9 protein-coding genes are annotated in these 11,754 nt (G+C 68.2%); 1 reads left to right on the forward strand and 8 read right to left on the reverse strand.

Going from position 1 to position 11,754, the window contains the following annotated elements; all coding sequences use genetic code 11:
* Window positions 1-3: 3 nt before the first annotated feature.
* The gene (locus ACWGID_RS29515) at window positions 4-726 is read right to left on the reverse strand and encodes an SDR family NAD(P)-dependent oxidoreductase (protein WP_452202007.1); all 723 of its coding nucleotides are present in this window, start codon (window positions 724-726) and stop codon (window positions 4-6) included.
* Between the two features lie 315 nt (window positions 727-1,041).
* Here ACWGID_RS29515 and ACWGID_RS29520 point away from each other — a divergent pair, with 315 nt between their 5' ends.
* On the forward strand, window positions 1,042-2,595 hold the full coding sequence (locus tag ACWGID_RS29520; protein WP_452202009.1) for an FG-GAP-like repeat-containing protein: 1,554 nt from the start codon (window positions 1,042-1,044) through the stop codon (window positions 2,593-2,595).
* A 1-nt stretch (window position 2,596) separates the two neighbouring features.
* Here the strand turns inward: ACWGID_RS29520 and ACWGID_RS29525 are convergent, their stop codons facing one another.
* The 7 genes from ACWGID_RS29525 to ACWGID_RS29555 form a co-directional block, all read right to left on the reverse strand.
* Window positions 2,597-4,183: a beta-N-acetylhexosaminidase gene (locus ACWGID_RS29525; RefSeq protein ID WP_452202011.1), complete on the reverse strand. Its 1,587-nt coding sequence runs from the start codon at window positions 4,181-4,183 to the stop codon at window positions 2,597-2,599.
* On the reverse strand, window positions 4,180-6,057 hold the full coding sequence (locus ACWGID_RS29530) for a glycoside hydrolase family 5 protein (RefSeq protein ID WP_452202012.1): 1,878 nt from the start codon (window positions 6,055-6,057) through the stop codon (window positions 4,180-4,182). The genes ACWGID_RS29525 and ACWGID_RS29530 overlap by 4 nt, the downstream gene beginning before the upstream one ends.
* Before the next feature lie 144 nt (window positions 6,058-6,201).
* Complete coding sequence (locus ACWGID_RS29535; RefSeq protein WP_452202014.1) at window positions 6,202-7,581, reverse strand: GH1 family beta-glucosidase; 1,380 nt, start codon at window positions 7,579-7,581, stop codon at window positions 6,202-6,204.
* A gap of 31 nt (window positions 7,582-7,612) precedes the next feature.
* A complete protein-coding gene (locus tag ACWGID_RS29540; RefSeq protein WP_452202016.1) occupies window positions 7,613-8,617 on the reverse strand; it encodes an ABC transporter ATP-binding protein in 1,005 nt (334 codons plus the stop codon).
* The gene (locus ACWGID_RS29545) at window positions 8,614-9,627 is read right to left on the reverse strand and encodes an ABC transporter permease (RefSeq protein ID WP_452202018.1); all 1,014 of its coding nucleotides are present in this window, start codon (window positions 9,625-9,627) and stop codon (window positions 8,614-8,616) included. Before ACWGID_RS29545 ends, ACWGID_RS29540 begins: the two co-directional genes overlap by 4 nt.
* The gene (locus tag ACWGID_RS29550; protein ID WP_452202020.1) at window positions 9,627-10,607 is read right to left on the reverse strand and encodes an ABC transporter permease; all 981 of its coding nucleotides are present in this window, start codon (window positions 10,605-10,607) and stop codon (window positions 9,627-9,629) included. Before ACWGID_RS29550 ends, ACWGID_RS29545 begins: the two co-directional genes overlap by 1 nt.
* Complete coding sequence (locus tag ACWGID_RS29555; protein ID WP_452202022.1) at window positions 10,604-11,617, reverse strand: ABC transporter ATP-binding protein; 1,014 nt, start codon at window positions 11,615-11,617, stop codon at window positions 10,604-10,606. The genes ACWGID_RS29550 and ACWGID_RS29555 overlap by 4 nt, the downstream gene beginning before the upstream one ends.
* Window positions 11,618-11,754 lie beyond the last annotated feature (137 nt).

Genomic DNA, 11,754 nt, shown 5'->3' on the forward strand with positions numbered 1-11,754 from the left:
CCTTCACGCCGAGTCCTTCACCGCGGACCATCCGCCGTCGACCACCAGACTGGTGGCAGTCACGAACGACGCCTCGGACGACAGCAGGAACGCCACCGCCTGCGCGACCTCGTCCGGTTGTCCGAGCCGCTTCAGCGCCGTCGCCTGGGCGCTCTTCGCGCGTCCCTCCGCGTCGACGCGGTCCCACATCGCCGTCACGACCGGGCCCGGCAGCACCGTGTTCACCCGGATCGAGCGACCGTACTCGACGGCCAGCTGACGCCCGAGCGAGACGAGTGCGCCCTTCGTCGCGGCGTACGCCGGGTGTCCTGGGAGACCCGCGATGGCGTGCACCGAGGAGACGAGGACGACCGAGCCGGCGTTCGCGACCAGGTCGTCGTACAGGGCCTGGAAGCCGAGGAAGGCGGCGGTCAGGTTGACGTCGAGCTGGCGTTGCCAGGACGGCGGTGACAGTTCGTGGGCCGGCTTCACGTCGACGACGACCGCGTTGCTGACCAGGCCGTCGATCGGGCCGAGCTCGTCCCGGCCGCGGGCCGCGACCTCCGCCCAGGTGTCCGGCGACGCGACGTCACCGACCACGCTGATCGCCTTGCCCGGCAGCTCCTTGCCGGGGTGGATGTCCACCTGCACGACCTGCGCGCCCTCGGTCAACGCCCGTTCGGCGCACGCCGCGCCGATCCCCGACGCGGCCCCGGTCACCACGATCACCCGCCCAGCCAGCCGCACCCGCGCCTCCTCGAGTCATTCCCACCCAAGCACGGGCGAGCCAGCGTTCCAACGATGAACAAGGCACCAGGTTGACCGCGACCACTTCGCCCGTCAAGCAATTTGCTCATAATTTACGAATTAATACCGCCAGCTGCTGAGGGAGATCGGCAGCTCGACAGTACGTATACGTCCACTGTGTCGAGCCGCAGGCGTGGGCAAGGCGGGATTGGTCCCGTCCTCCCCGACAGGTCCTGTCGAGCTGCCGACCTCTCTGTGCCCCTTCGGTGTGTTTAGGTCCTCTTTGGTTTGATCGGCGGACCAAGTGAGGACTGAATGAAGCATCGGCGGTTGAAGCTCGGTAGTGCGGTTGTAGTGGGTCTGGGGCTGGTGGTCGGTGGGGTCGTGCATGTCGCGACTGCCGACGACAAGACGAGCGCGGACACTCCGCCGGCGACCGGGTCCGTCGCTCTCAGCCCCGAGGACATCGCGGCGGCGACCCCGCTGACACCGAGCGGCGCGCTGCAGCCGGCCGGCGCGCAGGCGCCTGCCCAACGCAAGACCGCGATGGCCCAGCCGCAGGCAGTGGCCGCGGCGGCCGCATCGGTGCCGGCGACCGGGAAGCTCGCGATCAAGGGCGTCTACCAGAGCACCAACTACTACTGCGTGCCCGCGTCGAGTGCGGTCAGCCTCGGGACGTTCGGCGTGAACGTCACCCAGCAGACGCTCGCGAAGCAGATGAAGACCACCACCTCAGGCACGTACGACAAGACCGCCCTGCCGGTGATCAACGGCTACATCAACCCGCTCGGGTACTCCGTCTGGGACGCCGACACCACCGGCAACGCGACCAATCTGCTGAACTGGGCCGCGCACGACATCGGCATTCTCAAGCGGGCACCGAAGATCGGCGTCTGGATGGAGAAGCTGCCCTGGAACAAGGGCATGAGCGGCCACTTCGGGCACGCGATCATGATCTACGGCTACGACCTGAACAAGAAGACGCTGACGGTCTGGGACCCGTGGAAGTCCACCGGCGGCACGCACACCATTTCCGCGGCGACGCTGAACGCGACGATGCAGCAGTACGGCCTGTCGTACGTGTCGGCGCACTCGGACGTGGACCTGACGAACGCCGGCGACCTGAGCGGTGACGGGCGCGACGACCTGGTCGCGGTCGACCGCCAGGACGGCACGCTGTACCGGTACACGAACAACGGCAACGGCGGCTTCGCCGGCGGTACGTCGGCCGTGAAGCTGAGCACCGGGTGGAACGCGATGACCGAGATCGCGCCCGTCGGCGACCTGACCGGAGACGGCAAGGCGGACCTCGTCGCGGTGGAGAAGTCCACCGGCAAGCTGTACCTGTTCCCGGGGCCGACGCCGTCGGGTTCGACCCGTAAGCTGATCGGCAACGGCGGCTGGAACGGGATGCGCGACATCATCGGGATCGGCAACATCCTCGGCGACGCACACCAGGACCTGGTCACGATCGAGAAGTCGACCGGCAAGCTCTGGGTCTACCCGGGGACCGCGAACGGGCTCGGGACGCGCAAGCAGATCGGCGCCGGCTGGACCAACCTGACCAAGCTCGCCGCCGTCGGTGACCTGTCCCGGGACGGCAAGCCCGACCTGGTCACCGTCGACCCGAAGACCGGCAAGCTCTGGCTCTACATGGGCCCGAACTTCGCCGGCGGTACCGCTCGCGTCGAGATCGGCACCGGCGGCTGGAACGGGTACCGCTCGCTGACCGGCGTCGGCGACATCACCGGCGACAAGATCCCGGACCTGGTCACCGTCAACAACAGCACCGGCCAGATGTACTCGTACCCGGGCAAGGCGAGCGGCCTCGGCACCCGCACCACCCAAGGCTCGGGCTGGAACAGCTGAGTCAGGCCCAATCGACTTCCGTCGAGCGAAGCCAGGTCCAGGTACGCCGCTGCCACGCGGTGGACTGCCGACCGAGCCGACCGGCGTACTCGGGCCAATCGGTGGACGTCTGCTGTGACCACGCCTTCTCGGCGGCACCGGGAAGGCGTGGCAGCAGCATGAGTTCGAGGTCGTCGGAGCTGAGGATCGTCTCGCACCAGATCGCGGCCTCGACGCCGGCGAGTTGATCGGGAGAGGTGACCCCGGGCGTGTTCTCGACGGGGTCCCACGACAGGCCGTCGCGCAAGGTCGCCGGCCCGTAGAACTCCAGGCCGAGCCGTTTCCGCGCCTCCTCCTGAGCGGGATCGGACGACGCATCGCCGTGCGGACGGTCGAAGTACACCCAGGTCGTGGGTGAGGCGATCAGGCGCGCTCCGGCGGCCAGTGCCTTCGGGGCGTCACCCTTCGCCTTCTCGAAGTGCTCGACGATGATCGGCAGCAGATCCGCCGGTGGGGCCGGCCGGTCGCCGCTGTCCATCGCGTCGAGGTCGATGCTGATCCAGTACTGCGCCACGTCGTCCGGACCGATCGCGCCGCGGGCGATTTCCTGCCAGCCGACGACGCGCTTGCCGCGGGCCCGGACAAGTTCCGAGGCCTTGTCGACGAAGGCTGCGTGATCCTCGTCGGACATGCCCCACGCCTCGTCGCCGCCGATGTGCACGTACGCGCTCTGCGGGAACTGCGGGACGACCGCATCCAGCACATCCTCGACGAACGCCCACGTCTCCGGGCGGTCGGGCTCGAGCGCGTTGAGTGGGATGCTCGTCCCGTTGCCGAAGTCGATGGTGCGCAGCTCGGCCGGCGCCAACTCCGGGTACGCCGTGAAGACCGCCGACGTATGCCCGGGCATGTCGATCTCCGGTACGACGGTCACGAACCGCTCGGCCGCGTACGCCACGAGCTCCGCCAGCTCGGCCTGCGTGTAGAACCCACCCGGCCGATCTCCGAGTGCCCCGGCCGCACCCACCTCGGTCAGTGCGGGGCGTTTCGGTACTTCGACCCGCCAGCCCTGGTCGTCGGTCAGGTGGAGGTGCAGCACGTTCAGCTTGTACAGCGACAGCATGTCGATGACGCGCCGTACCTCGTCGGGCCCGTGGAACGTGCGGACGACGTCGAACGAGAGACCGCGCCAGGCGAAGCGCGGTCCGTCGACGATTCGGGCGCTCGGGAGGATCGCCGTACCGTCCTGGAGGTGGGTCGAGATGAGCTGCCGCAGTGAGGTCAGACCGCGGTGGACCGCCTCGGGCGTCGGGCCCCAGACCCGGACGCCCGCGCTCGTGATCTCCAGACCGTGGCGTTCGTCCACCGCTGCACCGTCGGCCCGCAGACCGGCGGCGGGAGCAACATCCTCCACCGAGTCGATTGCCAAGGTGATGCCCGAGTTGCCGGTGAACGCGAGGCCGGAGTCGACCTTGACGTCCTGGACGAATCGGGCGGCGACGTCGGCGAGCTCCGGTACGGCGACGGCGACGCCTGCCGAAGCGGTCAGGGTGAAGGTGCTATCGCCGGGGACGGTCTTCGCGGGCGCGGGGATCACGGGAAGAGTCATGCGACGAGTTTGCGGCAATACAGGGCGTCTGGGGTACCACTCGAGCCCACGCGCGTCGTGAACGCGACCCCGGCGACGTACTCGTCGTCCGCGCACTGACCCTTGTAGTTGCCGTTGGCGAAGTCGCCGCCACCGTCGCTGCGGCTGTCGCCACGGTCGAACCAGACCGTCCTCCCGGTGGCGCTCAGCGTTTGCGACGTGCCGGCACACAGGACCGAGGACACGCGCGCACCGCGGACGCCGTACCCGATCAGGTAGGAGTTCGGAGCGCACTGGTACTTCGTGTAGCCGGAGGCCCAGTCGGGGGAGACATGGCTCTCGTCCTTCACCACCTCATACGCGCCCGACCACACTGGTCCGCCCGAGCGGCACAGTCCGCGGTTGCCGGTGTGGCTGAGACCGACCAGCCGCAGCCCATCGGGGCACGCAGCCTTGCGCGCACCGTTGTCCCAGTCGCCCGCGCCGCGCATCCGGAGTGATTCGACGAAGTCACCGTGGTCCGGGCTGAGCATCTTCCACACTGTCGTCTCGGCGACCGGTCCGGTCTTGCTCGGTGCGTTCATCAGCCGGGTCCACGCGGACGCTCGCCAGTCGTCACCGTCGTACAGACCGATCCGCCGACCAGCGGTGTCCCAGGCCAGGAGCGCCCAGCCGTTGTCCGTGCCGGTGGTGTTGTGCCAGCCGACGACGGGCCAGTACGCGAAGTCGGCGTCGGTGCGGATCAGTTGGTCGACGAAGTGCTCGAACCACGCGCGCGGCAACGCGCCGGTCTCCTCGCGACCGCCGATGCCGAACTCGCTGATCCACAGGGGTGCGGTGAAATGACCTTCCTCACCGGTGACGAAGAACGCCTGCCGGTTCAGTTCGCTGATGAGTTCCTCGGGGGACAGATCGCGGTACCGCGGGTCGTGGGTCTCGCCCGTCCGGGTCGCACCGCTGTGCCGTGGACCGGTGTAGTCGTAGAAGTGCGCGGAGTACACGAGCTTGTCGGAGGCGACCAGCGTGTGCGAGAGGTACCTGGCCGGTGTCAGTGTCGGGCGGTCATGCGGGAGACCGTCGGCCGGGATGCCGGTCCAGTTGATGCCCTCGACAACGATCAGCAGGTTCGGGTTCGCCTCGGTGAGGATCCGGTCGCCGAGGTGCTGGGAGGCGGCGAACCAGTCGTGTTGGTCGCCGAGTCCCCAGTTCGGGTCGTCCAGGAGATCCCGGCGTACCTCGTTGTAGAGGTCGGCGCCGACGACGCGTGGGTTGGTCTTGTAGCGGTTGACGATGAACAGCCAGTCGTTCTCCCAGGTCTCGGTCGACTGGCTCGCGTTCCAGCGTTCGTTGCCGTCCAGGCCGCAGCACCAGCGGGTGGTGTTGGTGTGATTGTTCAGGATGACCGCGAAACCGGCGTCGGTGAGTTGCTGTACGACGACGTCGTACACCTGCAGCGGGGTCTTGCCGCGCAGGCTCGGGTTGGCGGCGACGGAGGCGTCGGTGACCGGGGTGGTGTCGTGGATCATCTCGTTCGAGAACTGCAGGCGGATGCTGTTCAGGCCGAGCTCGGCGAAGCCGGAGATGATGCCGGCGATCGGCGCGCGGTCCAGGCCGAGCGGCATCCGGTTGCTGTTCTCGCCGGCGTGGTGGTTGGCGTTGTCGGACTGGTCACCGGAGCCGTTCCACGTACCGCTCGCGCCGTGCCAGTTGCCGGACTTGAGGCGGAAACGGTTGCCGTTCGCATCGACGACGTACCGGCCGCGGGTGCTCAACGGTGGAGTCCAGCCGCTGACCGAGGGAACCGTTGGGGGATCTGCCGCGGCCGTCGCGGGGACGGTGGGGGTGATCAGGGCGGCGAGCAGGACGATGACTGCAGACGGGGCGATTCTGCGCATACCCCGATCGTCCCGGCTCCTGTCCGATGCCGCCAGCACCGGCGGCGCGGCGGATCTCCAGGCCATCACAATCGTGGGCTGCGCGTGTGTTCCCGCCTGTGGGGTGGGGGATCGGCGGATTGTGATGGCCTGGAGAGACGGTGACTACTTCGTACGGTGTTGTGCGACCAATTGCTTCAGGTAAAGGGCGCTGGCCTTGGGTGTGCGCTTCTGGGTGTCGTAGTCGACGCGGACGATCCCGAAGCGCTTGACGTAGCCGTAGGCCCATTCGAAGTTGTCCATCAGCGACCACGCGAGATAGCCGCGGATGTCGGCGCCTTGGGCAATGGCATCGGCGACCGCGCCGAGGTGTGAGGTGAAGTAGTCGGTGCGGCCGGTGTCCTCGACGTACCCGTTCTCGTCGGGCACGTCCTCGAAGGCGGAGCCGTTCTCCGTGATCACCATCGGGAGGCCGGGGTAGTCGCGGGCGATGCCGACCAGCAGGTCGGTGAAGCCCTCGGGCACGATCTCCCAGTCCATCGCGGTGCGCGGTTTGCCGAGCGGTATGTCGCGACTCACCGGCAGACCGTCCGCGCCGACGGTGCTGCCGTCCTCGGCGTACCCGGTGAACTTCTGGCTGAAGTAGTAGTTCACCCCGAGGACGTCGATCGGCGCCGAGATGATCTCCAGGTCACCGTCCTGGATCGGCAGTTCGACACCCTCGCGCGCGAGATCCGCGACGACGTCGGCCGGGTAGTGCCCGTGGACGAGCGGGTCGAGGTAGAGCCGCCGGCCCATCCCGTCCGCCCGGCGCGCGGCGTCGACATCCGGCGCGGCGTCCGAGGCCGGGTACGCCGTCGCGACGTTCAGCGTGATGCCGATGTCCAGCTTGCGCGGCGAGGCCTCGCGCATCTGCTGCGTCGCGAGCCCGTGTCCGAGCAGCAGGTGGTGCACAGCGGCGATGGCCTCCGGGTATTCCCGCCGGCCCGGTGCGTGTGCGCCGTACGCGTAGCCGAGCATCGCCGAGCACCACGGCTCGTTCAGCGTGGTCCAGGTGTCGACCCGGTCCTTCAGCGCGTCGAACACCAGCATCGAGTACTCCGCGAAGCGGTACGCCGTGTCGCGCACCGGCCAGCCGCCCGCGTCCTCGAGCTCCTGCGGCAGGTCCCAGTGGTACAGCGTCACCCACGGGTCGATGCCCTGCGCAAGCAGCTCGTCGACCAGCCGGTCGTAGAACCCGAGGCCGGCCGGGTTCACCGGGCCCTTGCCGCGCGGCTGCACCCGCGGCCATGCCACCGAGAACCGGTACGTGTCCAGGCCGAGGTCCTTGATCAGCGCGACGTCGGCCGGCATCCGGTGGTAGTGGTCGCAGGCGATGTCGCCGACGTCACCGTTGTCGATCGCGCCCGGCACCCGGCAGTACGTGTCCCAGATCGACGGCGTCCGGCCGCCCTCGGCGATCGCGCCCTCGATCTGGTACGCCGAGGTCGCGACACCCCACCGGAATCCGGCGGGCAGTGCTGCGACAAGGTCTTCAGAGGTCATCGTCATCCTTCGAGTGTTCTGAGTCGGGGCACTAGGCCACGGGAACGCGGCCGGGGAGCCAGCACGCGACGGAGCGGTCGGGGTCGTTGCGCACCGACGGGATCCCGAGCACCGGAATGTCGACGGAGCACCGGTCGAACGCCTGCGGGCAGCGCGGGTGGAACGAACACCCGGACGGCATCCCGCGCAGGTCCGGCGGCGAACCGGGGATCCCGGCCAGCTCGCGCCGTTCGCCGCGGAGTGCGGGGAAGGACTTGAGCAGACCCTCGCTGTAGGGATGCAGCGAGTCCGTGTAGAGGTCCTTCGACTGCGCCTCCTCGACGATCCGGCCGCCGTACATGATCGCGATCCGGTCGGAGAACTCGACCAGCAGCGACAGGTCGTGAGTGATGAACAGGACCGAGAATCCGAGCCGTTCGCGGAGCTCGACCAGTTGCGCGAGGATCTGCCGCTGCATGACCACGTCCAGCGCGGTGGTCGGCTCGTCCATGATGACCACCTGTGGCTCGAGGACGAGCGCCATCCCGATCATGACCCGTTGCCGCATCCCGCCCGACAACTGGTGCGGGTACGCGTCCATCCGGTCTGCGGAAATGCCGACGAGTTTCAGCATTTCCTGAGCCCGGGCGATCCGGGCCTGCGGTGACAGTTGCGGCTCGTGGGCCTTGATCACGTCGAGCATCTGGGTGGAGATCTTGTGCACCGGGTTCAGCGAGTTCATCGCACCCTGGAACACGATCGACGTCTCCGCCCAACGGAACGCGCGCAGTTCCGCGTCGGTCAGCGCCATCACGTCGTACGAGTCGCCCGACGGCGGGTGGTAGATCACCGAGCCGCCACTGATCACGCCGGGCGGCGGCAGCAGCCGCGTCACGCCGTACGCGAGGGTGGACTTCCCGCTGCCGCTCTCGCCGGCCAGGCCGAGCACCTCACCGCGGTGCAACGTCAGCGTGACGTCCCGAACCGCCTGCACGGCTTCAGAACCGAGGCCGTAGTCGACATGGAAGTTCTTGATCTCCAATACCGGCTGCTTCATGCGACCTCCTCCTCACGGCGGCGTACGACGGGAGTCGCCGGCGCGTCCTTCGCCGACAGGACCGGAGTGAAGCCGACCCGCATCCGGACGGTGTGGCCGTCCTTAGTCTTCACCCGGGTGTGCCCGCTGCTGCGCAACCGCGGGCTGACGAATTCGTCGATCCCGAAGTTCACCAGCGACAGCGCCGTCCCGAGCAGGGCGATCGCCAGACCGGCCGGGACGAACCACCACCAGGCGCCCTGGGCCAGCGCCTGCTGGCTCTGCGCCCAGAACAGGATCGTGCCCCAGTTCCATTCGGAGATCGTCGAGATGCCGATGAACGCCAGGGTGATCTCGGACATCACCGCGAAGATCACCGTGCCCACGAAACCGGAGGCGATGATCGCGGTCAGGTTCGGCATGATCTCGAAGGTGATCAGGCGCCAGGTGCTTTCACCGGTCGCCCGCGCGGCCTCGACGTAGTCCCGCCGGCGCAAGGACAACGTTTGCGCCCGCAGAACGCGCGCGCCCCAAGCCCACGACGTGAAACCGATGACCAGGGCAACCATCAGGTCACCGGCCGACGGGATCGTGGAGGCGACGATGATGATCAGCGGGAGCGCCGGAATCACCAGGAAGACGTTGGAGAGCGCGGACAGGCTGTCGTCCGCGGCGCCGCCGAGGAAACCCGCGCTGACTCCGATCAGGATCGATAGCGCGGTCGCGACCAGACCGGCCAGCAGCCCGACGAACATGACGCCGCGGGTGCCGACGAGTACCTGACTGAAGATGTCCTGCCCGAGGTGCGTCGTACCGAACCAGTGTTTGCCGGACGGCGCCTGGATCAGGTCGCTGCTCCGGGCGCCCGGGTCGTACGGCGCGATCCACGGGCCGATGATCGCGATCAGGCAGAAGAACGCGAGCACGACCAGACCGGTCGCGGCCTTCGGGTTCGCGACGAAACGCAACCGGCGGCGCTTCGCTGGTGCGGCCGTCTCGGCGGGTGTCACCGCGGTGATGGTGGCGGTCATCAGCCCTCCTTCCGGGTACGCGGGTCGAGGAGCAGGTAGGCGACGTCGGCGAGCAGGTTGGCCACCAGGACCGACAGCGTGATCACCAGGAACACGCCCTGCATCAGCGGGTAGTCCTTGGCGCCGACCGCCTGGAACAGGTTGTAGCCGATGCCCGGGTAGGAGAAGACGATCTCCACCAGCAGCGTGCCTCCGACGATGAAGCCGAGCGACAGCGCGAAGCCGGAGACGTTCGGCAGCAGGGCGTTGCGGGCCGCGTAGCTGACCATCACCCGGCGTTCGGGCAGGCCCTTCGCGTGCGCGACGGTGATGTAATCCTCCGAGGACACCGTCACCATCATGTTCCGCATGGTCAGGATCCAGCCGCTCACCGATGAGATCAGGATCGTGATCGCGGGCAGCAGGCTGTGCTGGATCGCGCTGCCGATGAACGTCCCGTTCAAGCTCGGCACCAGACCGGGCTCGTACCCGCCGGACGACGGGAAGAAGCTGCCCGGGCCGGCGAGCAGCGTGATCGCCAGCAGGCCGAGCCAGAAGTACGGGATCGACGACAGGAAGGTTGTTACCGGCAACAGACCGTCCATGATCGAGCCACGCCGCCAGCCGGCGAGTACGCCGAGCGACGTACCGATCATGAAGCTGGCGAAGGTGGTGATGCCGACCAGGGCGATCGTCCACGGCAGGCTCTGCTTCAGGATCTCCGACACCGGGGTCGGGAAGAACGTGAACGACAACCCGAGATCGCCGTGGAACACCTGGCCCCAGTAGTCGACGTACTGACTCCAGACCGACGCGTTCTTGTCCAGGCCGAAGAGCACGTAGAGCGAGTGGATCGCCTCGGTGCTCAGCTGACCTTGGTACTTCGCCATCAGCGAGGTGACCGGGTCGCCCGGGATCAACCGCGGGATGAAAAAGTTGATGGTCAGCGCGGCCCACGCGGTGAACACGTAGAACGCGATGCGCTGCAGGAGGAACTTCACTTCGTTGCCCCCTCTTCATAGAGCCAGCACGCGGCCCAGTGACCTGGCGTCGGCAACTCGAAGCGCGGCGGCAGGTCGGTCGAGCACTTCGGCATCGCGTGCACGCAGCGCGGGTTGAACCGGCAGCCGCTCGGCGGTGCGATCAGACTCGGCGGCTCGCCACCGGCCTGGTCCTCGGGCGCACCGAGCTGACCGAGACGATCCGGGTCGGGCGCGCTCTCGATCAGCAGCCGGGTGTACGGGTGCGCGGGGTTCTGCGTGACGGTCTCCGAATCGCCACCTTCGACGAGACGGCCGGCGTACATCACCATCGTCTCGTCCGCGAAGTACCGCGCGGAGGCGATGTCGTGGGTGATGTACAGGATGGCGAGGTTCAGCCGCTCCTTCAGGTCCCGCAACAGGTTCAGTACGCCGAGGCGGATCGACACGTCGAGCATCGATACCGGCTCGTCGGCGAGCAGCGCCTCGGGATCGGCGCCGAGCGCGCGGGCAATCGAGACCCGTTGCCGCTGGCCACCGGACAACTCGTGCGGGAACTTGTCGAGGTAACGCTCCGGCGGGGTGAGCTGCACCTGCTCCAGCAGCGCGCGGAGGTTCTGCTCGAGATCGCCGTCCCGGCCGTGGATCTTCAGCGACCGGGTCAGGTGGTACCGCACGGTGTGCGTCGGGTTCAGCGAGGCGAACGGGTCCTGGAAGATCATCTGCACCTGGCGGCAGTACGCGCGGAACTTGCGGCCGCCGCGCACTGTCACGGACTCGCCGTGCAGGCGGATGTCTCCGGAGGTGCGCCCGTACAACTGGGCGAGCAGCCGCGCGACCGTCGACTTGCCCGAGCCGGACTCGCCGACCAGCGCGGTCACCCGGCCGCGGCGCAACGTGATCCGGACGCCGTCGACCGCGTGCACCACCTTGTGGTCCCGACTGAACAGGTCGCGGATGCCCCGGCGTACCGGGAAGTGTTTGGTGAGGCCGTCGGCCTCCAGAACAACCTCGGTCTCGGTGACCGTCATGTGTCTCCCATCGCGGCACCGCGGCGGGCGGGGGGGCTCCCCCCCCCCCCCGCCCCCCCTCAACGCGAGGGCCGGGGGGGGTGGGGGGTGTGGTGATGGGGATAGGAGCGCGGTGGGTGGGGGGGCGCGGGGCGGGG

Source organism: Kribbella sp. NPDC054772, from assembly GCF_053611945.1.

Excerpts from the sequence above, each read along its gene's own strand:
- ACWGID_RS29520 (WP_452202009.1), top strand. The coding sequence starts at position 1,042 with ATGAAGCATCGGCGGTTGAAGCTCGGTAGTGCGGTTGTAGTGGGTCTG.
- ACWGID_RS29525 (WP_452202011.1), bottom strand. The coding sequence starts at position 4,183 with ATGACTCTTCCCGTGATCCCCGCGCCCGCGAAGACCGTCCCCGGCGAT.
- ACWGID_RS29530 (WP_452202012.1), bottom strand. The coding sequence starts at position 6,057 with ATGCGCAGAATCGCCCCGTCTGCAGTCATCGTCCTGCTCGCCGCCCTG.
- ACWGID_RS29535 (WP_452202014.1), bottom strand. The coding sequence starts at position 7,581 with ATGACCTCTGAAGACCTTGTCGCAGCACTGCCCGCCGGATTCCGGTGG.
- ACWGID_RS29540 (WP_452202016.1), bottom strand. The coding sequence starts at position 8,617 with ATGAAGCAGCCGGTATTGGAGATCAAGAACTTCCATGTCGACTACGGC.
- ACWGID_RS29545 (WP_452202018.1), bottom strand. The coding sequence starts at position 9,627 with ATGACCGCCACCATCACCGCGGTGACACCCGCCGAGACGGCCGCACCA.
- ACWGID_RS29555 (WP_452202022.1), bottom strand. The coding sequence starts at position 11,617 with ATGACGGTCACCGAGACCGAGGTTGTTCTGGAGGCCGACGGCCTCACC.